The sequence below is a fragment of the Pseudomonas sp. GW821-FHT09H03 genome, from assembly GCF_059415945.1.
In genome coordinates, this window is the sequence record NZ_JBWKOF010000003.1 from 352,895 (window position 1) to 378,944 (window position 26,050).

General features: G+C 58.9%; 23 protein-coding genes and 2 pseudogenes. 18 read left to right on the forward strand and 7 right to left on the reverse strand.

Translation table 11 applies throughout. The features are described from left to right. Window positions 1–5: 5 nt before the first annotated feature. From AC07OG_RS06500 to AC07OG_RS06530, 7 genes are all read left to right on the forward strand, one after another. Window positions 6–1,265 carry a D-mannose isomerase gene (locus AC07OG_RS06500; protein WP_495066493.1) on the forward strand — a complete coding sequence of 420 codons (1,260 nt, stop codon included), beginning with the start codon at window positions 6–8 and terminating at the stop codon, window positions 1,263–1,265. Between the two features lie 117 nt (window positions 1,266–1,382). After that, a complete protein-coding gene (locus tag AC07OG_RS06505) occupies window positions 1,383–2,681 on the forward strand; it encodes an ABC transporter substrate-binding protein (protein WP_495066494.1) in 1,299 nt (432 codons plus the stop codon). 156 nt (window positions 2,682–2,837) lie between these two features. Next, window positions 2,838–3,746, forward strand: coding sequence for a carbohydrate ABC transporter permease (locus AC07OG_RS06510; protein ID WP_060539680.1), 909 nt, complete (start codon window positions 2,838–2,840; stop codon window positions 3,744–3,746). Further along, entirely contained in the window at window positions 3,739–4,584 is an 846-nt protein-coding gene (locus AC07OG_RS06515) for a carbohydrate ABC transporter permease (protein WP_218424592.1), read from the forward strand. The genes AC07OG_RS06510 and AC07OG_RS06515 overlap by 8 nt, the downstream gene beginning before the upstream one ends. A 3-nt stretch (window positions 4,585–4,587) precedes the next feature. Next, complete coding sequence (locus AC07OG_RS06520) at window positions 4,588–5,748, forward strand: ABC transporter ATP-binding protein (protein ID WP_495066495.1); 1,161 nt, start codon at window positions 4,588–4,590, stop codon at window positions 5,746–5,748. A gap of 207 nt (window positions 5,749–5,955) precedes the next feature. After that, complete coding sequence (locus AC07OG_RS06525; protein ID WP_060539683.1) at window positions 5,956–7,302, forward strand: carbohydrate porin; 1,347 nt, start codon at window positions 5,956–5,958, stop codon at window positions 7,300–7,302. A gap of 114 nt (window positions 7,303–7,416) precedes the next feature. After that, the gene (locus tag AC07OG_RS06530; RefSeq protein WP_495066496.1) at window positions 7,417–8,283 is read left to right on the forward strand and encodes a D-hexose-6-phosphate mutarotase; all 867 of its coding nucleotides are present in this window, start codon (window positions 7,417–7,419) and stop codon (window positions 8,281–8,283) included. A 242-nt stretch (window positions 8,284–8,525) separates the two neighbouring features. Here AC07OG_RS06530 and AC07OG_RS06535 read toward each other — a convergent pair whose 3' ends face one another. Next, a complete protein-coding gene (locus AC07OG_RS06535) occupies window positions 8,526–9,386 on the reverse strand; it encodes a MurR/RpiR family transcriptional regulator (protein WP_177336938.1) in 861 nt (286 codons plus the stop codon). Window positions 9,387–9,615: 229 nt separating this feature from the next. Between AC07OG_RS06535 and zwf the strand changes: the two genes are divergently transcribed. Genes zwf through AC07OG_RS06550 form a run of 3 tightly spaced genes read left to right on the forward strand, consistent with a single transcriptional unit; the run spans window position 9,616 to window position 12,468 of the window. After that, window positions 9,616–11,085, forward strand: a complete 1,470-nt coding sequence (zwf, locus tag AC07OG_RS06540; RefSeq protein ID WP_060539686.1) for a glucose-6-phosphate dehydrogenase — start codon at window positions 9,616–9,618, stop codon at window positions 11,083–11,085. Then, window positions 11,072–11,785 (forward strand): 6-phosphogluconolactonase, encoded by a 714-nt coding sequence (pgl, locus tag AC07OG_RS06545; RefSeq protein ID WP_495066497.1) that lies wholly within the window; start codon window positions 11,072–11,074, stop codon window positions 11,783–11,785. Before zwf ends, pgl begins: the two co-directional genes overlap by 14 nt. Before the next feature lie 17 nt (window positions 11,786–11,802). Then, window positions 11,803–12,468 carry a bifunctional 4-hydroxy-2-oxoglutarate aldolase/2-dehydro-3-deoxy-phosphogluconate aldolase gene (locus AC07OG_RS06550; RefSeq protein ID WP_060539688.1) on the forward strand — a complete coding sequence of 222 codons (666 nt, stop codon included), beginning with the start codon at window positions 11,803–11,805 and terminating at the stop codon, window positions 12,466–12,468. A 287-nt stretch (window positions 12,469–12,755) separates the two neighbouring features. Here AC07OG_RS06550 and AC07OG_RS06555 read toward each other — a convergent pair whose 3' ends face one another. Both AC07OG_RS06555 and AC07OG_RS06560 read right to left on the reverse strand, forming a co-directional pair. Continuing rightward, a complete protein-coding gene (locus AC07OG_RS06555) occupies window positions 12,756–13,937 on the reverse strand; it encodes an aminotransferase class V-fold PLP-dependent enzyme (RefSeq protein ID WP_495066498.1) in 1,182 nt (393 codons plus the stop codon). 33 nt (window positions 13,938–13,970) lie between these two features. Further along, a complete protein-coding gene (locus tag AC07OG_RS06560) occupies window positions 13,971–14,207 on the reverse strand; it encodes a DUF3820 family protein (protein ID WP_060539690.1) in 237 nt (78 codons plus the stop codon). Between the two features lie 202 nt (window positions 14,208–14,409). Here AC07OG_RS06560 and AC07OG_RS06565 point away from each other — a divergent pair, with 202 nt between their 5' ends. Then, window positions 14,410–14,877, forward strand: coding sequence for a ferritin-like domain-containing protein (locus tag AC07OG_RS06565; RefSeq protein ID WP_495066499.1), 468 nt, complete (start codon window positions 14,410–14,412; stop codon window positions 14,875–14,877). 134 nt (window positions 14,878–15,011) lie between these two features. Here AC07OG_RS06565 and AC07OG_RS06570 read toward each other — a convergent pair whose 3' ends face one another. Together AC07OG_RS06570 and AC07OG_RS06575 are read right to left on the reverse strand one after the other, a co-directional pair. Continuing rightward, window positions 15,012–15,482: a MaoC family dehydratase gene (locus AC07OG_RS06570; protein ID WP_060539692.1), complete on the reverse strand. Its 471-nt coding sequence runs from the start codon at window positions 15,480–15,482 to the stop codon at window positions 15,012–15,014. A gap of 41 nt (window positions 15,483–15,523) precedes the next feature. Then, window positions 15,524–16,468, reverse strand: a complete 945-nt coding sequence (locus AC07OG_RS06575) for an alpha/beta hydrolase (protein ID WP_495066500.1) — start codon at window positions 16,466–16,468, stop codon at window positions 15,524–15,526. 258 nt (window positions 16,469–16,726) lie between these two features. Between AC07OG_RS06575 and fadD2 the strand changes: the two genes are divergently transcribed. Next, window positions 16,727–18,415 carry a long-chain-fatty-acid--CoA ligase FadD2 gene (gene fadD2, locus AC07OG_RS06580; RefSeq protein WP_495066501.1) on the forward strand — a complete coding sequence of 563 codons (1,689 nt, stop codon included), beginning with the start codon at window positions 16,727–16,729 and terminating at the stop codon, window positions 18,413–18,415. Window positions 18,416–18,797: 382 nt separating this feature from the next. Further along, window positions 18,798–20,498, forward strand: coding sequence for a long-chain-fatty-acid--CoA ligase FadD1 (gene fadD1, locus AC07OG_RS06585; RefSeq protein ID WP_218424585.1), 1,701 nt, complete (start codon window positions 18,798–18,800; stop codon window positions 20,496–20,498). 313 nt (window positions 20,499–20,811) lie between these two features. On the opposite strand, the gene AC07OG_RS06590 is transcribed toward fadD1, so the two are convergent. Beyond that, window positions 20,812–21,189: a hypothetical protein gene (locus AC07OG_RS06590; RefSeq protein ID WP_495066502.1), complete on the reverse strand. Its 378-nt coding sequence runs from the start codon at window positions 21,187–21,189 to the stop codon at window positions 20,812–20,814. Between the two features lie 200 nt (window positions 21,190–21,389). On the opposite strand from AC07OG_RS06590, the gene AC07OG_RS06595 reads away from it, so the two are divergent. The 3 genes from AC07OG_RS06595 to def all read left to right on the forward strand — a co-directional run bounded on the left by AC07OG_RS06595 (window position 21,390) and on the right by def (window position 23,251). Beyond that, the gene (locus tag AC07OG_RS06595) at window positions 21,390–21,581 is read left to right on the forward strand and encodes a CsbD family protein (protein WP_060539697.1); all 192 of its coding nucleotides are present in this window, start codon (window positions 21,390–21,392) and stop codon (window positions 21,579–21,581) included. 168 nt (window positions 21,582–21,749) lie between these two features. Further along, on the forward strand, window positions 21,750–22,709 hold the full coding sequence (locus AC07OG_RS06600) for a YihY/virulence factor BrkB family protein (protein ID WP_060539698.1): 960 nt from the start codon (window positions 21,750–21,752) through the stop codon (window positions 22,707–22,709). 2 nt (window positions 22,710–22,711) lie between these two features. Continuing rightward, window positions 22,712–23,251 carry a peptide deformylase gene (gene def, locus AC07OG_RS06605; RefSeq protein ID WP_060539699.1) on the forward strand — a complete coding sequence of 180 codons (540 nt, stop codon included), beginning with the start codon at window positions 22,712–22,714 and terminating at the stop codon, window positions 23,249–23,251. Window positions 23,252–23,324: 73 nt separating this feature from the next. Here def and AC07OG_RS06610 read toward each other — a convergent pair whose 3' ends face one another. After that, window positions 23,325–23,786 carry a GNAT family N-acetyltransferase gene (locus AC07OG_RS06610; RefSeq protein ID WP_495066520.1) on the reverse strand — a complete coding sequence of 154 codons (462 nt, stop codon included), beginning with the start codon at window positions 23,784–23,786 and terminating at the stop codon, window positions 23,325–23,327. Between the two features lie 811 nt (window positions 23,787–24,597). Between AC07OG_RS06610 and AC07OG_RS06615 the strand changes: the two are divergent. Continuing rightward, window positions 24,598–25,374: pseudogene (locus tag AC07OG_RS06615) on the forward strand (PAS domain-containing protein); the annotation flags it as partial. A 111-nt stretch (window positions 25,375–25,485) separates the two neighbouring features. Beyond that, window positions 25,486–25,917, forward strand: a pseudogene (locus AC07OG_RS06620) (methyl-accepting chemotaxis protein); the annotation flags it as partial. Window positions 25,918–26,050: the final 133 nt, after the last annotated feature.

Here is a 26,050-nt window from a genome sequence, read left to right on the forward strand (position 1 = left end):
ACCCCATGGACACCTTCCAACCCGCTTTCAGCACGTGGCTGAACGCCCCGGCCCACCAGCAATGGCTTGCCACCGAAGGCCTGCGTCTGCTGGCTTTCGCCAAGGCATCAAGGCTCCCTGAAGGCTTCGGCAACCTCGACGAGAAGGGTCGTCTCGCGCCTGACGCGCAAGCCCAGACCATGAACACCGCGCGCATGACCCACAGCTTTGCCATGGCCCACATCCAGGGCCTGCCAGGGTTTGCCGAGCTGGTGGATCACGGTATCAACGCGCTTCGCGGGCCGTTACGCGACGCGGTGCATGGCGGCTGGTTTGCCGTTGCCGAACATCGAGACGGCAACACCGGCAAGAACGCCTACCTGCATGCCTTCGTGGCGCTGGCCGCCAGTTCCGCGGTGGTCGCGCAACGCCCCGGTGCGCAAGCCTTGCTCGATGATGCCATCGATATCATCGACACTTATTTCTGGAGCGAAGAAGAGGGCGCGATGCGCGAGTCTTTCAATCGCGACTGGAGTGAAGAGGAGGCGTACCGAGGCGCCAACAGCAACATGCACGCCACCGAAGCCTTCCTCGCCCTGACCGATGTCACCGACGACAACCGCTGGCTGTGCCGCGCCCAGCGCATCGTCGAGCGGGTGATTCACGAGCTGGCGGCGGCCAACGACTACCTGGTGGTCGAGCATTTCGATCGCGACTGGCAGCCACTGCGCGACTACAACCACGACAACCCTGCCGACGGTTTCCGTCCCTACGGCACTACACCGGGTCACGGCTTCGAGTGGGCGCGGCTATTGCTGCACCTCGAAGCGGCACGGGTACGCGCCGGCATGCTCACTCCGGGCTGGCTCGCCACAGACGCGCAAAAACTTTTCGAGAACAACTGCCTGCACGGCTGGAATGTCGATGGCGCCCCAGGGATTGTCTACACCCTCGACTGGGACAATCGCGCGGTGGTCCGCCATCGTCTGCACTGGACCCATTGCGAAGCCAGCGCTGCCGCCAGTGCCCTGCTCAAGCGCACCGGCGATGAGCAGTACGAGCAGTGGTATCGACAGTTCTGGGCGTTCTGTGACAGTCATTTCATCGACCGTTGCGATGGCAGCTGGCACCACGAACTCGACCCGCAAAACCGTCCCAGTGCCGATATCTGGCCCGGCAAACCCGACCTTTATCACGCCTGGCAAGCGCTGCTGATTCCGCGTCTGCCTCTCGCGCCAAGCATGGCCAGCGCCTTGGCGCAGTTGTCCCAGAGCGGTTCTATGTAACCATGCTGTGACATTCACGCGTCCCTTCGTTACCTGCGCGGGGATGACTCCTGTTTAAAATCCTATGCAGCGCAAGCACCAGACTTGCATGCATAACAACAAGAAAGGTACTTCTAGATGAATGCGATTTCTCGCCTCGCTACTGTCATTTCTCTCGCCTCCCTGTCTGCGCTCCCTCTCAGTGTGCTTGCCGCCGAATCCAAAGGTTCCGTGGAAGTCGTTCACTGGTGGACCTCGGGTGGTGAAAAGGCAGCGGTCGATGTGCTCAAGGCCCAAGTCGAAAAAGACGGGTTCGCCTGGAAGGACGGCGCAGTCGCCGGCGGTGGCGGTTCCACGGCCATGACCGTACTCAAGAGTCGCGCCGTAGCAGGCAATCCGCCTGGCGTTGCGCAAATCAAGGGTCCGGACATCCAGGAATGGGGCAGCACTGGCCTGCTCAGCACCGACGCGCTGAAAGACGTTTCCAAGGCGGAAAACTGGGACGGCCTGCTGTCGAAGAAAGTCTCCGATACCGTGAAGTACGAAGGTGATTACGTCGCCGTGCCGGTGAACATTCACCGCGTCAACTGGCTGTGGATCAACCCTGAGGTGTTCAAGAAAGCCGGGATCGACAAGGCCCCGACTACCCTCGAAGAATTCTATGCCGCCGGTGACAAGCTCAAGGCCGCCGGCTTCATCGCGCTTGCCCACGGCGGTCAGCCTTGGCAGGACAGCACCGTATTTGAAGACATTGTGTTGTCGGTGATGGGTGCCGATGGCTACAAGAAAGCCCTGGTCGACCTGGATCAGAAAACCCTCTCGGGCGCCGAGATGACCAAGGCTTTCACCGAGCTGAAAAAGATCACCACCTACATGGACCCGAACCGTGCCGGTCGTGACTGGAACATTGCTGCCGCCGAAGTGATCAACGGCAAGGCCGGCATGCAGATGATGGGCGACTGGGCGAAGAGCGAGTGGACTGCCGCGAAGAAAGTAGCGGGCAAGGACTATCAGTGCGTGGCCTTCCCGGGCACCGAAAAAGCCTTCACCTATAACATCGACTCCCTGGCGGTGTTCAAGTTGAAAGCTGATCGCAAGGGCGACATCGCCGCACAGCAGGACCTGGCCAAGGTCGCGTTGGGCACCGACTTCCAGAAAGTCTTCAGCATCAACAAAGGCTCGATCCCGGTTCGCACCGACATGCTCAACGAAATGGACAAGCTCGGTTTCGACTCCTGCGCACAAACCTCTGCCAAGGACTTCCTGGCGGACGACAAAAACGGCGGCCTGCAACCGAGCATGGCGCACAACATGGCCACCACCCTGGCTGTGCAAGGCGCGATCTTCGACGTGGTCACCAACTTCATGAACGACAAGGACGCAGACCCGGCCAAGGCCAGCGCCCAACTGGCGTCGGCTGTCAAAGCTGCCCAGTAATTCCTGACACAGCCTGACCCAATGTGGGAGCGGGCTTGCTCGCGAATGCGCACTGACATTCAACATTGATGTCGATTGCCACACCGCTTTCGCGAGCAAGTCCACTCCCACAGGGGATCACTGTGTCGGTTCATTCCCTTCACCTGGATTATCCCGATGAGCTCTGTGGCGGTTTTCAGCAAAGCCTCACCGTTCGATGCGCTGCAACGCTGGTTACCCAAGTTGGTACTCGCGCCGAGCATGCTGATCGTGTTGGTTGGTTTCTACGGTTACATCATCTGGACGTTCATTCTGTCCTTCACCAATTCCAGCTTCATGCCGAGCTACAAGTGGGTCGGCCTGCAGCAATACATGCGCCTGATGGACAACGACCGCTGGTGGGTCGCGAGCAAGAACCTGGCGCTGTTCGGCGGCATGTTCATCGGTATCAGCCTGGTGCTGGGCGTGTTCCTCGCGGTGCTGCTGGACCAGCGCATTCGCAAGGAAGGCTTCATCCGCACCGTGTACCTGTACCCGATGGCGCTGTCGATGATCGTCACCGGTACCGCGTGGAAATGGCTGCTCAACCCAGGCCTGGGCCTGGACAAGATGCTGCGTGACTGGGGCTGGGAAGGCTTTCGTCTCGACTGGCTGGTGGATCAGGATCGCGTGGTTTACTGCCTGGTGATCGCCGCCGTCTGGCAAGCCTCAGGCTTCGTCATGGCGATGTTCCTCGCCGGCCTGCGTGGTGTCGATCAGTCGATCATCCGTGCCGCGCAAGTCGACGGTGCGAACCTGCCGACCATCTACCTGAAGATCGTGCTGCCGAGCCTGCGCCCGGTGTTCTTCAGCGCCTTCATGATCCTTGCGCACATCGCGATCAAGAGCTTCGACCTGGTCGCGGCGATGACCGCCGGTGGCCCTGGCTACTCGTCCGACCTGCCGGCGATGTTCATGTATTCCTTCACCTTCAGCCGTGGCCAGATGGGCATCGGTTCGGCCAGCGCCATGTTGATGCTCGGCGCCGTGCTGACCATCCTCGTGCCGTACCTGTACTCCGAGCTGCGAGGCAAACGCCATGACTAATCAACTCGGAAAACCAGCCCTGAGCCTGAGCCGCATCGCCATCTACGCAACCCTGTTGCTGGCCGCTGCGGTGTACCTGATCCCGCTGATCGTTATGCTGCTGACCAGCTTCAAATCCCCGGAAGACATCCGCACCGGCAACCTGCTGAGCTGGCCGACCGTGATCGACGGCATCGGCTGGATCAAGGCCTGGGACGTGGTCGGCGGCTACTTCTGGAACTCGGTGAAAATCACCGTGCCGGCAGTTTTGATCTCGACCTTCATCGGTGCCATGAACGGCTACGTGCTGTCGATGTGGCGCTTCCGTGGTTCGCAGCTGTTCTTCGGCCTGTTGCTGTTCGGTTGCTTCCTGCCGTTTCAGACGGTGCTGCTGCCGGCCTCGTTCACCCTCGGCAAGCTCGGCCTGGCTAACACCACCACGGGCCTTGTGCTGGTGCACGTGGTCTACGGCCTGGCGTTCACCACGCTGTTCTTCCGCAACTACTACGTGAGCATTCCGGATGCGCTGGTCAAGGCCGCAAGGCTCGATGGCGCGGGCTTCTTCACGATCTTCTGGAAGATCCTGCTGCCGATGTCGATTCCGATCGTGATGGTCTGCCTGATCTGGCAGTTCACCCAGATCTGGAATGACTTCCTGTTCGGCGTGGTCTTCGCCAGTGGCGATGCCCAGCCAATTACCGTGGCCCTGAACAACCTGGTCAACACCAGCACCGGGGCCAAGGAATACAACGTTGATATGGCCGCCGCGATGATCGCCGGGCTGCCGACACTGCTGGTCTACATATTCGCTGGCAAGTATTTCCTGCGTGGGCTGACGTCCGGCGCGGTCAAGGGGTAGAAGATGGCAACTCTCGAATTACGCAACGTCAACAAGACTTACGGGCCGGGTTTGCCGGACACCCTGAAGAACATCGAACTGAAGATCGATGACGGTGAGTTCCTGATTCTGGTCGGCCCGTCCGGTTGCGGTAAGTCCACATTGATGAACTGCATCGCCGGCCTGGAAACCATCAGCGGCGGCGCGATCCTGGTGGACGACGCCGACATCAGCGGCATGAGCCCGAAAGACCGGGACATCGCCATGGTGTTCCAGTCCTACGCGCTGTACCCGACCATGAGCGTGCGCGACAACATCGCCTTCGGCCTGAAGATTCGCAAAATGCCGATCGCAGAAATCGACGAAGAAGTCGCTCGGGTATCCAAACTGCTGCAGATCGAACACCTGCTCAGCCGCAAGCCCGGCCAGCTGTCCGGTGGCCAGCAACAGCGCGTGGCGATGGGCCGTGCGTTGGCGCGGCGGCCGAAGATTTATCTGTTCGACGAACCGCTGTCCAACCTCGACGCCAAGCTGCGGGTCGAGATGCGCACCGAAATGAAACTGATGCACCAACGCCTCAAAACCACCACGGTCTACGTGACCCACGACCAGATCGAAGCCATGACCCTGGGCGACAAAGTGGCGGTGATGAAGGACGGGATCATCCAGCAGTTCGGCACGCCGAAGGATATCTACAACAACCCGGCCAACCTGTTCGTGGCGAGCTTCATCGGCTCGCCGCCGATGAACTTCATCCCCCTGCGCTTGCAGCGCAAGGACGGCCGTCTGCTGGCGCTGCTCGACAGCGGCCAGGCCCGTTGCGAGTTGCCGCTGGGCATGCAGGACGCCGGTCTTGAAGACCGCGAAGTGATCCTCGGCATGCGCCCGGAGCAGATCGTGCTGGCCAATGGCGAAGCGAACGGTCTGCCGACCATTCGCGCCGAAGTCCAGGTCACCGAACCGACCGGGCCGGACACCCTGGTCTTCGTCAACCTCAATGACACCAAGGTCTGCTGCCGCCTGGCACCGGATGTTGCGCCAGCCGTTGGCGAGACCCTGACCCTGCAATTCGATCCGGCGAAAGTGCTGCTGTTCGATGCCAAGACCGGGGAGCGCCTGGGGGTGGCCGGTGTACCGAAAGCCGAGCCGCACGCTGCCAACGTTACCCAGTTCAAGGGCAGATAAAGATCAAAAACTGTAGGAGCGAGCATGCTCGCGATGGTCGTCAACGATGACGCTGGAAACCTGACACCCCGCGGCGTTTTTGGGTTTCTCGCGAGCATGCTCGCTCCTACAGAGGGGGATATGCGGTGCGCGGCCTGTCGCGCATCGCAACTGATGTAACCGCGTTAGAAAAAGAAAAGTTAATAACAAAAAAACGAGGATTTAGGGATGACGAAGAAGAACAACGCTCAGCTTATCTGCCAGTTGTCAGCGGTAGCGGCAATGATGCTGGCCGGCAGCGTGCACGCAGCTGATGCGTTCAGTGCCGACTCCGAATGGATGACCGGTGATTGGGGTGGCGAGCGGACCAAGCTGATCGAGCAGGGTATCGACATCAAGATGGACTATGTCGGCGAAGTCGGCGGCAACCTCCATGGCGGCTTCAACGACGACAAGACCGCGCGTTACGCCGACCAGTTCGGCCTGGGCGCGGCACTGGACCTGGAAAAACTGTTCGGCTGGGACAACACCCAGGCCAAGATCCAGCTCACCAACCGTAACGGTGAGAACATCTCCAACGACCGCATCGGCGACCCGCGTGCCGGCACCTTGAGTTCCTCCCAGGAAGTCTACGGCCGTGGTCATATGGTTCGTCTGACCCAGTTGTGGATCAAACACCAGTTCCTCGACGGCAAACTGGACGTCAAGGCCGGTTACTTCGGTGAAGGCGAAGACTTCAACACCTTCCCTTGCGAGTTCCAGAACCTGGCGTTCTGCGGCTCCCAGGTGGGTAACTGGGCCACCAACATCTGGTACAACTGGCCGGTCATGCAGGCCGCTGTCCGGGTGAAGTACAACTTCTCGCCTGAGTGGTATGCGCAGATCGGCGCGTACAACCAGAACCCGTCGCAACTGGAGCACGGTAACGGCTTCAAGCTCAGCGGCAGCGGTACGGAAGGCACGGTGTTGCCGGTCGAACTGGTCTGGTTGCCGAACCCGAACAGCCTGCCGGGCGAATACCGTGTCGGTTACTACAAAAGCACCGCCAGCGCCGATGACGTCCTTAAAGACGACAACGGCAATGATGCGGCAACCAGCGGCAACGCCTATCGCAGCCACAGCAGCAAGCACGGTTACTGGTTCGTTGCCCAACAGCAACTCACCAGCCATAACGGTGACAAGTCTCGCGGTCTGAACATTGCGGCCAACGCCACTTTCCACGACAAGGACACCAACTTCGTCGACAACTACCAGTCGCTGATGTTTGTGTATAAAGGGCCGTTCGACGCCCGTCCGAAAGATGACATGGGTATCGGTTTCTCGCGTATTCACGTTAACGAAGACGTGAAGAAAAACTCCGAGCTGGTCAACGCTGGCAACGGTGTCACGGACTACGAGAACCCACTGTTCGCACCACTGCGTGACACCGAGTACAACTACGAGCTCAACTACGGTTTCCATGTAACCAACTGGCTGACCGTGCGTCCTAACCTGCAATACATCACCCATCCAGGCGGTGTGGAAGAAGTTGATGACGCGCTGGTGGCCGGCCTGAAAATTCAGTCGGTGTTCTAACGCTGTTGCGATAAGCTCCCCCTCTATGTGCGCATTTTTGCGGGCAGCCCAGGCTGTCCGTTTTTTTTTGCGGGGAGCGCACCCCGGTGACGATGTTTTTCAGGACAGTGGCACATGCTTGAGCATCCGCTACAACGCTTCTTCAAAACCCTGCGTGAACGACCGGTGTTTGCGTGGGAGCGCTATCAAATGCGCGATGTGCTGGTGATCGATCATCCGCTGTGTCAGGCAGTGTTCAGTCGGCAGGGGGCGCAGTTGCTGCACTTCCAGCCCAAGGGGCAGAAACCCTGGCTGTGGTGCGCGGCGAAGTGGCCGCAGGTCGGTGCCATTCGTGGTGGTGTGCCGGTGTGCTGGCCATGGTACGGCCGGCATCCGAGCGAAAACGCCTGGCCGTCCCATGGCTGGGCGCGGTTGCTCGACTGGAAGTTGCTCGACAGCAATAGCGACGACGATGGCGTGCGCCTGCACTGGCAATTGAAGTTATGCGACTGGCAGGTTGACCTGCACGCGCATCTGGGTGAACGCATGGATCTGCGCCTGAGCACTGAACATCAGGACGACATGCCGTGCCAGCTGAGCCAGGCTTTGCACGCCTATTGGCGTATTGGTGATGTCGGTGAGGTAGCGCTGTCTGGGCTTGAAGGTGCGCAGGGTTATGACCAGTTGAGCCGGCAGGTTTGTCAGCAGGAAGGCGAGTTGCGGGTCGATGGGGGTTGTCAGCGGGTGTTCCAGCATGACGGTGAATTGCAGTTAAACGACCATGCCTGGGACCGGGCGTTGTGCATTGATACCGGGGATACGGCAGACACGGTGGTGTGGCATCCCGGCTCGCGGCCGTTGCTGGGGGTGAGCTGGAACGAGATATCCGAGTTTGTTTGCGTGGAGGCGGCGAGTGGTGGGACTGACAGCCTGAGCCTGGCGCCGGGAGAGCGGGCGCATTTGAGTTTGCAGGCGCGGGTGGGGGCGCAGGTGTGTCAGTGAGGTGCGGCCCTCACCCTAGCCCTCTCCCAGTGGGAGAGGGGACTGACCGAGGTGTCTTGCGTTATACATCGACCTGAAAGCTCGAGCTGAACTCAGGTTCTGAAAGGCATTTGACCAGCTCGCTCCACATTGACCTGTATGCCCGGTCGAACTCAGGTTTTGAAAAGCATGATATCGGCTCCCTCTCCCTCCGGGCGGCCCGACGTTTCGGGAGGGCTGGGGTGAGGGCAGCTTTTGAAACCTCAGTTGAACTCATCCCCTACCGGATACCGGCTGGCATTCAAACTCTCCTTGATCTTGCGCAGATGCGGCTGGAAATCCACTCCACGACGCAAGGTCATACCAGTAGCGAGCACATCGAGCACCGTCAGCTGAATGATCCGCGAGGTCATCGGCATGTAGATGTCGGTGTCTTCCGGCAGCGGAATGTTCAGGCTCAGGGTACTGGCCTTGGCCAGTGGTGAATTCTCGGCGGTCAGGCCCAGCACCGACGCGCCGTTTTCCCGGGCGATGCGCGCCACTTCCACCAGTTCGCGGGTGCGCCCGGTGTAGGAAATGATCACGAACAACTCGCCGGTATGCGCCACCGAGGCAATCATGCGCTGCATCAATACATCGGCATGGGCGGTGACGGCGAGGTTGAAGCGGAAGAATTTGTGTTGCGCATCCAGCGCCACCGGGGCCGAGGCGCCGAGGCCGAAGAAGTGGATTTGCCGGGCCTGGATCAGCAGGTCGACGGCGCGGCTGATCAGGTTCGGGTCCAGCGCCTGGCAGGCGCTGTCCAGCGATGCGATGGCGCTGCCGAAGATTTTCCGGGTGTAGGCCTCAGGGTTGTCATCGGCTTCCACGGCCCGGCTGACGTACGCCGCGCCGCTGGCCAGGCTCTGGGCCAGTTGCAGCTTGAGCTCGGGATAGCCGCTGACGCCGAACGAACGGCAGAAGCGGTTGACCGTCGGTTCGCTGACTGAAGCTGCCTGGGCGAGGGCGGCAATACTGAACCGGGTGGCCTGCTGCGGGTTGAGCAGGATCACCTCGGCGACTTTGCGTTCGGCCTTGTTCAGCTCTTCAAGGCGATTCTGGATTTGTTCCAGTAAATTTCGCACGCGGTCCATATGAGTTTCCTTGATTCACCGGCGTGGATAAAGCGCGCGGCTAATGCAAAAAGGGCCTTTGGTGAGGCCCGTAACGGTGGCCTATCCTACTGTTGGCTCCGACTGACCACCACTCGGAATCTGTATTTTGCGAAAATGTTGTGGTTATTACTACATTTTCCCTTGAGTGATGCCTTGAAAAAAGGTATTTGTAGCTTAACTTGATAAAAGAACAAACATCATGCTCTCGATTACGGTTGAACCGTGTACCTTTGCCTTGTTCGGTGCCCTCGGCGATCTGGCGCTGCGCAAGCTGTTTCCGGCCCTCTATCAACTTGATGGCGCAGGCCTGTTGCACGAGGACACGCGAATCATCGCCCTGGCCCGTGAGCCAGGCACCGAGCAGGAGCACCTGGCGTTCATCGCCAGCGAGCTGCGTCGCTACGTCGGCGCCAAGGACCTGGACGAAGCCGTGGTCGAGCGTTTTCTGGCGCGCCTGAGCTATCTGCACGTCGATTTTCTCGAGGCCCGGGACTACGTGGCCCTGGCCGAAGCGGCCGGCAGTGCGCAACGGGTCATCGCTTATTTCGCCACGCCAGCAGCGGTGTACGGCGCGATCTGCGAAAACCTGGCCAAGGTTGGCCTTTCGGAAAACACCCGGGTGGTCCTGGAAAAACCTATCGGTTCGGACCTGGAATCCTCGCGCAAGGTCAACGACGCCGTAGCGCAGTTCTTCCCGGAGAACCGCACCTACCGCATCGATCACTACCTGGGCAAGGAAACGGTGCAGAACCTGATCGCCCTGCGTTTCGCCAACAGCCTGTTCGAAACCCAGTGGAACCAGAATTACATTTCCCACGTGGAAATCACCGTGGCGGAAAAGGTCGGCATCGAAGGTCGCTGGGGTTACTTCGACAAGGCCGGTCAGCTGCGGGACATGATCCAGAATCACCTGCTGCAACTGCTCTGCCTGATCGCCATGGACCCGCCGGCGGACCTGTCCGCCGACAGTATCCGCGACGAGAAGGTCAAGGTCCTCAAGGCACTGGCACCGATCACCCCGGAAGGCCTGAGCACACAAGTGGTTCGTGGCCAGTACATCGCCGGCTACAGCGAAGGCAAACCGGTGCCGGGTTACCTGGAAGAACCCAATTCCAACACCCAGAGCGACACCGAAACCTTCGTCGCCCTGCGGGCCGATATCCGCAACTGGCGTTGGGCCGGCGTGCCGTTTTACCTGCGTACCGGCAAGCGCATGCCGCAGAAGCTGTCGCAGATCGTCATTCACTTCAAGGAACCGTCGCACTACATCTTCGCCCCCGAACAGCGCCTGCAGATCAGCAACAAGTTGATCATCCGCCTGCAACCGGACGAAGGCATTTCCTTGCGCGTGATGACAAAAGACCAAGGCCTGGACAAGGGCATGCAGCTGCGCAGCGGTCCGTTGCAGCTGAATTTTTCCGACACCTGGCGCAGCGCACGGATTCCCGATGCCTACGAGCGGTTGTTGCTGGAAGTGATGCGTGGCAATCAGAACCTGTTTGTCCGTAAAGATGAAATCGAAGCCGCGTGGAAGTGGTGTGACCAGTTGATCGCCGGGTGGAAAAAATCCGGTGATGCGCCCAAGCCGTACGCGGCCGGGTCCTGGGGGCCAATGAGCTCCATTGCTCTGATCACGCGGGACGGGAGGTCGTGGTATGGCGATATCTGATTTGCAACTGCCGCAGGGTGTCAGCGCCCACGGCTACAAAAGCCCACAGCTGCTGGCCGAAGGCCTGGCACTTAACGTGGTCCGACAACTGAGCGAGGCGATCGACGCCAAGGGGACTGCAACCCTGGTGGTGTCCGGTGGACGCAGCCCGGTGGCGTTTTTCCAGCACCTGGCCAAGCAGGCGCTGGACTGGTCGAACGTGGTGATCAGCCTGGCGGACGAGCGCTGGGTACCGGTCGAGCACGCCGACAGTAACGCTGGCCTGATCAAGCGTTACCTGCTGCAGGGACCGGCGGCCAAGGCCCGGTTTCTGAGCCTGTACAGCGCCAGCGCCAACCTCGAACAGGCGGCCGAGCAGGCCGACCGTTTGCTCTCTGAGTTGCCGGTTATCGACGTGCTGGTGCTGGGCATGGGCGATGACGGGCACACCGCGTCGCTGTTCCCCGACAGCCCGAATCTTGTTGAGGCTTTGAAAGAAGACGGCGTGCGTCGCTGCTGGCCAATGCTGGCGCCGACCGTGCCGCATCAGCGCCTGACCATGAGCCGTGCGCTGCTGGCATCGGCCAGGCACAAGATTCTGTCGATTAGCGGGCAGTCCAAACTGTCCACCCTCAATACCGCACTGGCCGGTGACGATGTCGCCGCAATGCCGATTCGCGCGTTTCTGCAACCTACGTTAGAGATTTACTGGTGCCCATGAGCCAAGGAACAGCCGCTATGACAATCCCTTCCCCGACCGTTTCCATGGCGGATAAAGTTGCCCTGATCGACAGCCTCTGCGCCAAGGCGCGGATCCTGCCGGTGATTACCATCGCTCGCGAGCAGGACGTTCTGCCGCTGGCCGATGCCTTGGCGGCCGGCGGCCTGACCGCCCTGGAAGTGACCCTGCGCTCGCAGTTCGGCCTCAAGGCCATCCAGATTCTGCGCGAGCAGCGTCCGGAACTGGTGACCGGTGCCGGCACCGTGCTCGATCGCCAGATGCTGGCTGCAGCCGAAGCGGCTGGCTCGCAATTCATCGTCACCCCGGGCATTACCCGCGATCTGCTGGAAGCCAGCGTCGCCAGCCCGATCCCGCTGTTGCCTGGCATCAGCAACGCATCGGGCATCATGGAAGGCTACGGTCTGGGTTATCGCCGCTTCAAGCTGTTCCCGGCTGAAGTCAGTGGCGGTGTAGCGGCCATCAAGGCCCTGGGCGGACCGTTTGGCGAAGTGAAATTCTGCCCGACCGGTGGTGTGGGGCCTGGCAATATCAAGAGCTACATGTCGTTGAAAAACGTCATGTGCGTGGGCGGTAGCTGGATGCTTGATCCGGAGTGGATCAGGAACGGCGACTGGGCCCGCATTCAGGAATGCACCGCCGAGGCCTTGGCGCTGCTGGACTGAGTGCTTCACCCGACACTTCGTTGTGTGTACTACGGCTTTACGGTGCGCTTGGTCGGCGCACCGTTTTTTTTTGCCCGTAAATAACCCGCAGGAAATTTTATTTCGCCTGACCCGCCGCCATCGCGGGCAAGCCCGCACAGGTTTGTAATGCTAGCCGCGATCATTGTAGGAGCGAGCATGCTCGCGAAAAAATCAAGGGCGCTGCTGCGCATCTGGTTTACGCGTCACCGTTCATAACCATCGTCGGAACGCCACCCGGAGCCGGCTCGCTTTTGCAGTGAGGGGGATCAGCACAGTTCTTTGAGTGCCGTGATCAACTGCGTCATGTGCTCGGCAGTGGTGGTCAGTCCTGGGGTAATGCGGATGCACGGCCCGCACGCCGCGCCACTGCGCACCACGGTGAACAGGTTGTAATCACTGAGCAGCCGTTCGACCATCACCTGCTGATCGGCCTGTGCGGTAAAACGCATTGAGGTAATGCCGCAATACAACCGTGGGTCAGCCGGCGTCAGCACCTCGATACCCGGCAGCTCGCGCACTTCGCGCACCCACAGATTGCGCAAGTACTTGAGGCGCGCGCCCTTGGCAGCCGCGCCACCCATGGCGTGATGCTCTTCGAGCACCAGCGGCAACGTCAGCAACGCTGGAATGTTGGGTGTGCTGTACGGGGTACGGGCGCGGATGTCGGTGGCCGGGAAATGCATTTCGCCCATGTCCGGGTCGATATCCGCCAGGCGCTCGGGAGCGATATAGAGAAAGCCCAGGGTCAGCGGCGCGCCGATCCATTTGTGCAGGTTGTAGGCGGCGAACGCGATGCCCAGTTCCTCGAGATCGAATTCGAACTGGCCCAGCGCATGGGCGCCGTCGAGGATCACATCGATACCTTGTTCTTTCGCGGCGCCGGCAATGGCCTGCACCGGCATCACCAGGCCGGTGCGGTGGGTGACGTGGGTCAGCGCCATTAACTTGAGGCGCGGATAGCGGGCGAATGTTTCCCGGTAAGTGGTGAGGAGGGTGTCGAAACTGGCAGGGTGCTGGTGTTCGATCTCGATCACCTCGACACCGCGATGTTTCGCCAGCCAGCGCATGGCGCTCTTGACCGTGTCGTATTCCAGATCGCAAATCAGCACCTGGTCGCCCGGTTGCAGTCGATTGTAGTTGCGGATCAGCGCCTGCAGGCCGTCCGAGGCGTTGCGGGTCAGGGCGACGGCCTCGCCGGGCATGCCGATCAAGTTGGCCACCAACGCCTGTATTCTCAGACTATCGCCCTGTTCGAATCGCTGACGAACATGCACCGAATTACCTCGGTTGATCAGCTCGATGTTGTGCAGATATTCCTCGACCACCGTGCGCGACATGCGCCCGAAGTAACCGTTCTCCAGGTTGATCGGGCCGCGTTCGACATCGTAGCGGTCGGCAAAGGTCCGCCAGAAGGCTTCATCACGGGCACGGCGGGTGTTATCAGGCATGGGGCTACTCGATGAGGGGGGCGGGGCAGTGCATCAGTGGCGCGGGGCAGGCTTGCCATGTTTGGCGCGCAGCGGTTCCAGCAAGTCCGACAAGCCGTTGTGATCTATTTCCTGCATCAAGGCCAGCAGGCCTCCCAATTCTCCATGGGGAAAACCCTCACGGGCGAACCAGTTCAGGTAGGGGCCAGGCAGGTCTGCGATGATTCGACCCTTGTATTTGCCGAAGGGCATTTGCCGGGTTATCAGCAGTTCGAGTTTTTCAGGGTTCATCGCTTGGTCATCTTGATTCGGTCAGTCTGAAAATACAGGCATTCTGCATGCAGGCCAATTGACAGTTCATGCAAAAAAAACGGATACAGATTTTTCATTGAAACATAACTTGTTGATAAATAAGGAATATATAAAAGAATCCAAGCTGGCATGCAGGGTGCACTACTCATTGCATCTTTCATCAACCGCAAGGAATTGAAAAATGACCGACATGAATAAAGAAGCCATCTCTGTACTCAACGACCTGATTGAAACCAGCAAGGACGGTCAGGAAGGGTTCAAGACTTGCGCCGAAGACATCAAGCAGCCTGATCTCAAAAGCCTGTTTGTTCAACGTTCCGCCGATTGCGCCACCGCAGCAAGCGAGTTGCAAGCGGCCGTGCGTTCGATGGGCGGTGATCCGGAAACTTCCACCAGCGTCAGTGGCGACTTGCACCGTCGCTGGGTCGACGTGAAGGCGATGTTTACCGGCAAGGATGAAGAAGCCGTGTTGAACGAAGCCGAACGCGGCGAAGACCATGCGCTGAAGGCATATCGCGAAGCCATGGAAAAAATCAACAAGCACAACCTGGTAGGTATTCGTGACCTGGTTGAACGTCAGTATCACGGCGTGCAGCGCAATCACGACCAGGTGAAAGCCCTGCGTAATCAGGCTCGTGCGCGCTCGTAAGCGTTCACCGCTTGTAAAAAAAAACGCCAGCTAGCCTGGCGTTTTTTATTGGGTGGGCAGCCAATGCGACGGCAACTGTGGCGAGGGGCTTGCCCCTTTATCCACAAAGCCCTCTGGCAACAGCCAACCACTGGTCAACCAATACTGATTGCCGGCAGCGTCGTCAGCGTCACGCTCTGCTGTTTGCGTGGTGCGAGGATTTCCGCCTCGCCGTCCACCACCAGCTCATCGCGTTGGTTGAACACGCGGGTGGCGATGCGTACGCGAAACTTCGGCAGTTTTTCGAGGATTTCCAGGCGTACGGTCAGGGTGTCGCCAATTTTCACCGGCTTCTGAAAACTCATGGTCTGGCCGATGTAAATGGTGCCTGGCCCAGGCAGTTCGCAGGCTACCGCAGCACTGATCAGCGCACCGCTGAACATGCCGTGGGCGATGCGCTCCTTGAACATGGTGCCAGCGGCGTACTCGGCATCCAGATGCACCGGGTTGTGGTCGCCGGACATCGCTGCGAACAATTGAATGTCGCGCTCCTCAACGGTCTTGCTGAAGCTGGCGGTCTGGCCCACTTCGAGGGCTTCGTATGGGGTGTTGGTAACCTGGGTCATCTGTCTCAATTCCTGTGACGAACAAAAAAATCCACAAAAAACTATTCGCAGCGGTGTGGTCGCGGCGTACTCAAGGCCAGCTCGATCCAGTTCAGCACATCGGCGACGACCTCATCGCGGTTGGTTTCGTTGAACAGTTCGTGGCGTGCCTGGGGGTAAATGGTCAACTGCAGGTGCTGGCTGCCGGCTGCACGCAACGCATTGGCCAGATCAGTCAGACGTTTGCCATCGCTCACCGGATCACATTCGCCGCCGATCACCAGCAACGGCAGCCCCGGATCGATCTGCGCGAGATTGGACGCTTTGCTGATTTGCTGCAACCCACCGAGCAAATCTATCCACAGCTGATTGGTGCAGCGAAAGCCGCAGAGCGGATCGTTGGCGTACAGGTCGACTTCTGCCGGATCGCGGCTGAGCCAGTCGAACGCGGTGCGAGCAGGTTTGAATTTTTTGTTGAACGAGCCGAATGACAGCCATTCGATCAATGCGCTGCGCCCCTTCGGGCCCTGGCGCAGGCGTTCTAAACGGGCGATTTGCCGCGCCGCGCGATACAGCGCCACGGGCTGGAAATTCGAGCCACTGAGAATCGCCCCATGCAGGCTGGCGCTGTGGTGCAGCAGGTAGGCTTGAGCAATGTAGCTGCCCATGCTGTGTCCCAGCAGCACGATCGGCACACCGCGATGTTGTTGGCCCAGGTGCTGGTTGAGGCTCGCCAGGTCGCTGACCACCTTGCACCAGCCATCATCGTCGGCGAAATGCCCCAGCGTTCCGGTTTCGGCAGTTTTGCCATGTCCGCGCAGGTCCGGCGCGCATACGCCATAGCCGTGTGCGCAGAGTTTTTCCGCCAGTCGCCTATAGCGACCACTGTGCTCGGCCATGCCGTGGGCCAGCAGAATCACTGCCTTGAGACCGCCTTCGGGCAGCCACTGGTTGACGTACAGACGGCAGTGGTCACTGGTGGTCAGCCAGAAAGTGTCGTGGATCATCGCGATTCCTTTGCATGGGCTGCGACTGGGAAACAGCCTGGTTGCTTTATATAGCCCATCCTTCACGGGGCGTCTGATCAGGCTACCCCACGGCGGGAAGATTCACACGATCAATGACGACTGTGGGCATATTTGCCTGAATCGTCATAACTGCTAGTGTCCGTGGAGCTCCGCTTTTCGCTTTCTGCTTTTTGAGGGATCACAGAGAAATGACAGAAAAGCGGCCCCGGATAGATTCAGGTAAAGAGGACAAGAACAATGCAACCTGATTTCTGGAATGACAAACGCCCGGCCGGCGTGCCCCTGGACATTGATCTGGGCGCCTACAAGTCGGTGATCGAGGTGTTCGAGCGTTCCTGCAAAAAGTTTGCTGACCGCCCTGCGTTCAGCAACATGGGCGTCACCCTGACTTACGCCGAACTGGAACGCTACAGCGCCGCCTTCGCCGGTTACCTGCAAGCCCATACCGACCTGGTGCCGGGCGATCGCATTGCGGTACAGATGCCTAACGTCCTGCATTATCCGATCGCGGTGTTCGGCGCCTTGCGTGCCGGGCTGGTCGTGGTCAACACCAACCCGTTGTACACCCCACGGGAAATGCGTCATCAGTTCAAGGACTCCGGGGCCCGGGCGCTGGTGTACCTGAACATGTTCGGGCAGAAAGTCCAGGAGGTGCTGCCCGACACCGATATCCAGTACCTGATCGAAGCGAAAATGGGTGACCTGATGCCCGCTGCCAAGGGTTGGCTGGTCAACACCCTGGTCAGCAAAGTGAAGAAAATGGTCCCGGAGTATTCCTTGCCCCAGGCCATTTCCTTCAAAAGCGCGCTGCGCTCGGGCCGGGGCCTGGGCATCAAACCGCTGAAAGTCAGCCTCGACGACATCGCCGTACTGCAATACACCGGCGGCACCACCGGCCTGGCCAAGGGTGCGATGCTCACCCACGGCAACCTGGTGGCCAACATGCAGCAGGTGCGGGCGTGCCTGGAACAGTTCGGCAGTGATGGCCAGCCACTGTTGCGCGAAGGGCAGGAGGTGATGATCGCGCCGCTGCCGCTGTACCACATCTATGCGTTCACGGCCAATTGCATGTGCATGATGGTGTCGGGCAATCACAACGTGCTGATCACCAATCCGCGGGACATTGGTGGCTTCATCAAGGAACTGAAAAACTGGCGGTTCTCGGCGCTGTTGGGGCTCAACACGCTGTTTGTCGCGCTGATGGAGCATCCGGATTTCAAGACCCTGGACTTCTCCACGCTCAAACTCACCAACTCCGGTGGCACTGCGCTGGTCAAGGCGACGGCTGAGCGCTGGGAGCAGTTGACCGGTTGCCGCATCACCGAAGGCTACGGCCTGACCGAAACGTCGCCGGTGGCCTGCACCAACCCCTACGGTGGTCAATCGCGGCTCGGCACGGTCGGCCTGCCGGTACCGGGCACCACGCTGAAAGTCATCAATGATGAGGGCGTCGAGCAAGCTTTGGGTGAGCGCGGCGAGTTGTGCATCAAGGGCCCGCAAGTCATGAAGGGCTATTGGCACAAACCCGAAGCCACCGCCGAGGTGCTGGATGCCGAGGGCTGGTTCAAGTCCGGTGACATTGCGGTGATCGACCCGGACGGTTTCGTGCGCATCGTCGATCGCAAGAAGGACATGATCATCGTCTCGGGTTTCAACGTGTACCCGAACGAGATCGAGGATGTGGTCATGGCGCATCCCAATGTCGCCAACTGTGCGGTCATCGGCGTGCCCGACGAGCGCTCGGGGGAGGCGGTGAAGCTGTTCGTGGTCGCCCGTGAGGCCGGGGTCAGCCTTGAGGAGCTGAAGGCTTACTGCCAGGAAAACTTCACGGCGTATAAAGTCCCCAAGCACATCGTACTGCGCGAGTCGTTGCCGATGACGCCGGTGGGCAAGATTCTGCGGCGGGAGTTGCGTGATATCGCCTGATCGGTGAATGGCCGCGCTTTGCGCGGATCGCGGGCAAGCCACGCTCCCACAGGTTTCGTGTCGTTCACTGCATTGTGAGCACGCAGAACCTTTGGGAGCGTGGCTTGCCCGCGATGTTTTTGAGGCGGGATAAGCCGCTATTTACTGGGCTTTCAGAGCTTTATAGAATTTTTGCTCTAAAATGACTGTTTGTTATTCTTGAGTCACAAATGTGACCGTAGAGGCCGCTTTTGGCTCTAGTCGACCCTTGGCAAAGCTGCTACTCTCGGCGCGCTTTGTGACTTCTCGGCCTGGATAAAAGCCAGATTTACCAATGACCAAACACCAATAATAATCGCATCAAATGCGGTGCTGAATTCGCGTTGCTGAGGAGTGGGCTTCCATGAACGAAGACTTTTGGAAGGATAAGTACCCAGCTGGGATTGCTGCCGACATCAATCCAGACGAGTATCCGAATATTCAGGCAGTGTTGAAGCAATCCTGCCAACGCTTCGCCAACAAACCGGCATTCAGCAACCTGGGCAAGACAATCACCTACGGTGAACTGTACGAATTGTCCGGTGCCTTTGCCGCTTACCTGCAACAGCATACCGACTTGCAGCCTGGCGATCGAATCGCCGTGCAACTGCCTAACGTATTGCAGTACCCGGTTGCCGTCTTCGGTGCTATCCGCGCCGGGCTGATCGTGGTCAACACCAACCCGCTGTACACCGCGCGGGAAATGGAACACCAATTCAACGACTCCGGTGCCAAAGCCCTGGTCTGCCTGGCCAACATGGCGCACCTGGCAGAAACCGTAGTGCCGAAAACCGGCGTCAAGCACGTGATCGTCACCGAAGTGGCCGACTTGTTGCCGCCGCTCAAGCGCCTGCTGATCAATAGCGTCATCAAGTACGTGAAGAAGATGGTGCCGGCCTATCACTTGCCAAAAGCCGTCAAGTTCAACGACGTGCTGAGCAAAGGCATGGGCCAGCCGGTGACTGAAGCCAATCCGGCCAGCGGTGACGTCGCGGTACTGCAATACACCGGCGGCACCACCGGCGTTGCCAAGGGTGCGATGCTGACCCACCGTAACCTGGTGGCGAACATGTTGCAGTGCAAGGCGCTGATGGGCTCCAACCTCAATGAAGGTTGCGAGATCCTGATCACGCCACTGCCGCTGTATCACATCTATGCGTTCACCTTTCATTGCATGGCAATGATGCTGATCGGCAACCACAACATCCTGATCAGCAACCCGCGCGACCTGCCGGCGATGGTCAAGGAACTGTCGAAGTGGAAGTTCAGCGGCTTTGTCGGTCTGAACACCTTGTTCGTGGCCCTGTGCAACAACGAAGGCTTCCGCAAGCTGGATTTCTCGGCGCTGAAAGTCACCCTGTCCGGCGGCATGGCCCTGCAACTGGCGGCGGCCGAGCGCTGGAAAGCGGTCACCGGTTGCGCGATCTGTGAAGGTTACGGCATGACCGAAACCAGCCCGGTGGCGACAGTGAATCCAATCCAGAACATCCAGATCGGCACCATCGGTATCCCGGTTCCATCGACCCTGTGCAAAATCATCGACGATTCCGGCGTCGAACAGCCGATGGGTGAAATCGGTGAACTGTGCGTGAAAGGTCCGCAGGTGATGAAGGGCTACTGGCAGCGCCAGGACGCCACTGATGAAATGCTCGACAGCGAAGGCTGGCTGAAGACCGGTGACATCGCGTTGATCCAGGCCGATGGTTATTTGCGCATTGTCGATCGCAAGAAAGACATGATCCTGGTCTCCGGTTTCAACGTTTACCCGAACGAGCTGGAAGACGTGCTGGCAACCCTGCCTGGCGTGCTGCAATGCGCGGCCGTCGGCATACCGGATGAGAAGTCGGGCGAGGCGATCAAGATTTTCATCGTCGCCAAACCGGGTGTGACCCTGACCAAGGAGCAAGTGATGGAGCACATGCGCGCCAACGTCACCGGCTACAAGGTCCCGCGCGCCGTGGAGTTCCGCGATGCGTTGCCGACGACCAACGTTGGCAAGATTCTGCGTCGTGAGTTGCGCGATGAAGAGTTGAAGAAGATCAACGCGAAGAAAGCCACCGCGTAAAACAAAAAGCCCCGCAGAAGCGGGGCTTTTTTGTTGGTGCTCGGCTCACCCCAACCCTCCCGAAACGTCGGGCGCCCCAAGGGGGAAAGGGAGCCGATCCCCATGAACTTCAACACTTGAGTTGGACTCGAGATTTCAGGCTGAAGCATCTCTGCCAAGCAATGCACTTCATCACTAGCGTTCGACTCGGACTTTCAGGTCGAAGCAACTTGCGCAAACAACCCGGTCGGTCCCCTCTACCTCTGGGAGAGGGCTAGGGTGAGGGCTGGATCTAAAGTTGAAATACTTTGCCAGGGCAACCCTCAACCCGTCATCACTGCTTGAACGGCGCGAAATTCACATTGGTCCCCGCCGGACGCATGTCCTGCAGATAAGAGTCCTTGTCCGCACTCAACTCCAGGCTCAACGCAGCCTTGCGCTTGCCCTCGTTACGCACCACCAGGCCCTCGAGCTTCTCGCGCAAGAACACCGTCGGCACTTTCAGGTGCAGCAGCTCGTCGGTGTCGGGCGTGTGCATCAGCAGGTGAATCCACTCGTACTGACCAATGGCCAGGCGCGCGACCGGGATATCGAACCACCAGATGTTGCGGTTGCGGTTCAAATCGGTGAAGTGGCAGTTGTTGACGCCAAGCACAGCACCGCCAAGTTCCTGGTTTCTGCGGGCAATGGCCTGCTTTTTATCGAGTTTCATAACATTCCTACGGGATTGGATCTTCAGCGCCATGGCCTGAATACGTTGCGCATTCTCAGGGGTTGGCCGAAAAACATAAAGCCCAACCTGAGCGGATCGATGAAATGTCGCAGTGAAAATAAATGAAACTCCCCGCAATCGCCTTCGGTCAACCCTGTGTAACCACTTTTCCTCCATTGAATGTTTGCAGGAGAAATACCATGAGCAGCACAGGCGATAAGGTAAAAGGCATGGCCAACGAAGCAGCCGGTAACGTCAAGCAAGGCGTCGGCAAGGCCACCGGTAATGACAAGCTGCGCGCCGAAGGCGTCGTACAGGAAAAGAAAGGCGAAGCCCAGCAAGCGGTCGGTAAAGCCAAGGATGCTCTGAAGAAGGGTGTCGACGAGGCTTGATCCAGCCTTTGAGCAGTCAGAAACGGCCATCCGCGGATGGCCGTTTTTGTGTCAGCCTGAACTTGCGACCGGAAATTGTTTCAAAGTCGCCAATTGGGCTACTTTGATGTAGAAAACGGCCCTTGAGTCGCCACGACTTCCACCCGATTGCGGCGAAAGGAGACGCTAATGATTTTTCCGGACATGAAAAACCTGCCCTTGCATCGTGTGATGCTGCGCACGGTCACCGAGTTCGTCGACGACGAAATGTCGACCTATGCCTCGGCGCTGGCCTATCAAATGCTGTTTTCGCTGTTTCCGTTCATTCTGTTCCTGATCGCCCTGATCGGTTTTCTGCACCTGCCGGACTTCTTTTCCTGGCTGCGCCTGCAATCGGAGCTGGTTCTCCCACCCCAAGCGCTGGAACAGGTCAACCCGGTGATCGACCAGTTGCAGCAGTCCAAGGGCGGCCTGCTTTCGGTGGGTATCGTGATTGCCCTGTGGACGGCCTCGGCCGGCGTGCGGCTGATGATGAGCGCGATGAACGCCGCCTACGACGTGGTCGAAGGCCGCCCGATATGGAAGCGCTTTCCGCTGTCGATCATCTACACCGTGGGCATTGCCGGCATGCTGCTGATCGCCGCTGCGCTGATGGTGCTGGGGCCACAGGTAATGGGCTGGATCGCCTCGCAAGTCGGCCTCGAGGATTTCATCGTAACCCTGTGGACCATCGCCCGTTGGCCGGTGATCGTGATCTTGCTCATGGTCGCGGTGGCATTGATCTATTACGTCATGCCCGATGTGAAGCAGGAATTTCGTTTCATCACCCCAGGCTCTGTACTGGCGGTGGTGGTGTGGATCATCGCCTCCCTGGGCTTCGGGCTGTACGTTAAGGAGTTCGCCAACTACAACGCCATGTATGGCAGTATCGGGGCGATCATTGTGCTATTGCTGTACTTCTACATTTCCGCCGCCGTACTGCTGCTCGGCGCCGAGATGAATGCAGTGATCGAGCACATGTCCAACGAAGGCAAGGAGCCAGGGGAGAAAGTCCCCGGCGAACACGGTCCGGGCCATGAGCCTAAACACCACGTGTCGGGATTGGGCCGCGATCACTCGCTCAAGCCGACCACCACAGACGAAGCCTGAGCATGATTCGTGAAATCCTGAAAATGGGTGATGAGCGCCTTCTGCGCATCGCCCCGCCGGTACCGGCCGAAATGTTCGACAGCCCGCAACTGTGGCAACTGATCGATGACATGTTCCAGACCATGGAAAGCGTTGGCGGGGTAGGACTTGCCGCGCCGCAAATCGGCGTCGACCTGCAATTGGTGATCTTCGGTTTCGAGCACAGCGAGCGTTACCCGGACGCCGAAGCAGTGCCGCAGACGATCCTGATCAATCCGTTGATCACACCGCTGAACCCGATGCTGGAAGAGGGCTTCGAAGGCTGCCTGTCAGTGCCCGGGCTGCGTGGCGCGGTGGATCGTTATCAGCACATCCGTTATGAAGGTTTCGACCCCAAGGGCGAGCCTGTGGTGCGCGTTGCCAGCGGCTTTCATGCGCGGGTGGTGCAGCACGAATGCGATCACCTGATCGGCCGCCTGTACCCGTCGCGCATCACCGATTTCAGCAAGTTCGGCTTTACCGAAGTAATGTTTCCGGATATGGATCCCAACGCCGACGACTGACACAGTTCCCAAGCCCGACACAAAAACCTGTGGGAGCGGGCTTGCTCGCGAATGACGGTGTGCCAGTCACCATTCATATTGACTGCGCCACCCCATTCGCGAGCGAGCCTGCTCCCACAGTGGCGCAGGGCTCCAGCCCCATCGCAATCATCGGCTTGCTGCGCGCATAGCGGCTCAACCGCTCAACCATCGCGTAGGGCATCTGCGGATCGAAACTGAAGCCACGACGCTCATAAAACCCACGCAAATCCGGATGACAGAACAGCCATACCGGCTGTTCAACATCCTTCACCGCCGCGGTAATCAACGCAGCGGCAACGCCCTGTTCACGACAGGCCGGGTCGACGAACAACCCGGTCAACCAATGCCCGCCCGCCACCGGTCGCAAACACAGCGCGGCAACGATTTCATCCCGGCGCGCCACCCACAGTTGAGCATCGCGGACCGCTTTCATCGACGATTGCTGGGCGCGATAAAACTTGTTCATCAACGGCCATAAAGGCTCGTCGAGCCGGGTGTACTGGGTATTGGGCATGGTCTTGGACAGTCGGTACATAAAGCGGGTGATTATAAAAGAACGCAGGCCCGAGGATAGGTGTATACCTGATCTCACATCCCTATGAGTGGAGTACGCATCATGTCCAAAGGCCTGGATTCAAAGAAGTCGGCGAAGAAAAAACCGGTGAAAACCGCCATTGAAAAGCGCGCGGACAAGAAAGCCAAGAAAGTGGGCGTGTTCGGGCACTGATTGCGCACTGACTGATCGCTCCCATCGTGTGTGGGAGCGATTCTCCTGAAAAAATCTGCAGGATTTGCCAAGGCCATCGCACGCATTCAACATCCCTGTGAGCTGAAACAGCGCCTTCGTTATACCTCCCAGGCTACAACTCTGTAGCCATCGCCGGCAGCGCCGTCCCATAGATATAAAAAACTCCGCTGAATCGATTTTGTCCGTGTGATGGCCGATTAGTGGCCTTGCAAGCCTGACTTTACTGTCTATGATCACTGTAACTAACTATGTCGGCCGTTTCTGCGCGCGGGCGTGTTGGTCGTAAACCATGCCGACAGAGTGCGCAATTGAAGGCACCGTCATTTGATGCCAAGGAGTCGTGCGTTAGATGGATTTTTTTGTAGATATGTTAGGGCTGGCCCGCGTGCGGGCTATCAAGAGAAGGATGTCTTGATCAGAGTGCCGTTCCAGGCACCCTCCGATTGATCATCATTTATCACCTGACCAATCCTTCTTTTTGAAGGGACGCGTGTACCTGTTCCGTGGAACGTAGTGGTGGATGTGAAAGACCAGCAACTTTCATTAATCAAAAGATCGCGCTTAAGGTGATACGACAATGTTCAACCTACATCACAAGGCTGACCTGCTGGAAATCGAACGCTTCAGCGGTGCACTGAGCGAGGCCAATGCCAAGTTGGCCGCAATCAGCCGTTCAATGGCGATGGTCGAGTTCACCCCGGAGGGCATCGTCATCGATGCCAATGAAAATTTTTGCAGTGTGATGGGTTACGGCGCTGAAGAAGTACGCGGCAAGCATCACCGTGTTTTTTGCGAAGAAACGTTCTACCGCAGCGAGGACTACGCCAAGTTGTGGCGTGACCTGGCGCGTGGCGAACCGGTCAGCGGGACCTTTCTGCGCTTGAACAAGAGCGGCAAGGAAATCTGGCTGGAAGCCAGTTACATGCCGGTGTTCGGTGCCGATCGCCAGGTCAGGAGCGTGATCAAGGTCGCCACCGACATCACCACCAGGGTCAACACGGAACACGAAAACGAAAGCACGCTCTCGGCGCTCGGGCGATCCATGGCCGTGATTGAATTTACCCCGGAAGGCAAAGTCATCACCGCCAACGAAAACTTCCTCAACACCATGCATTACTCGCTCAGCGAAGTCATGGGCCAACACCACAGTCTGTTCTGTCATCGTGCCGAAGCCGAGTCCCAGTCCTACAGGAATTTCTGGGCTTCGCTCAATCGTGGCGAATACCACTCCCATCGTTTCGAGCGAAAGAACAAGCAGGGTCAGACCGTCTTCCTCGAAGCGTCCTACAACCCACTGTTCGACGCCAAGGGTCGGCTGTACAAAGTGGTCAAGTTTGCCAGCGACATCACCAACCAGATGACCACCCTGCAAAACGCCGCCGATTCGGCCCACAGCACCTCGGTGCAAAATGACGCCTGCGCGCAGAAGGGCTCCCAGGTGGTTCAGCAAACAGTGCAGATCATCCAGGATATTTCCAAGGATCTGAACGAAGCGGCGGTGAGCATCGATGCCGTGAGCAAACAGTCCGACATCATCGGCACCATCGTGCAGACCATCCGCGGCATTGCCGACCAGACCAACCTGCTGGCGCTCAACGCCGCCATCGAAGCAGCCCGCGCGGGCGAGCATGGGCGGGGGTTCGCGGTAGTGGCCGATGAAGTCCGCAGCCTCGCGGCGCGCACCAGTCAGGCGACCCTGGAGATTGTCGATGTGGTGCGCAAGAACCATGACCTGTCGATGAGCGCAGTGTCGAGCATGCAATCGAGCCTGAGTCGAACCGGGCTTGGTGTTGAACTGGCGAACGAGGCGGGGGAAGTGATCCTGGAAATCCAGCAGGGCTCGCGACATGTGGTCGATGCAATCAGCCAGTTCAACTCGACGTTGCAACTGAACTAGCCCGGTAACCACTGTAGGAGCGAGCACGCTCGCGATAGACTCAGATACACCGCGGGGCACCAGACGCCCCGCGTTATCGTTAACGACCATCGCGAGCGTGCTCGCTCCTACAGGGGAATGCGGTCGACTACTG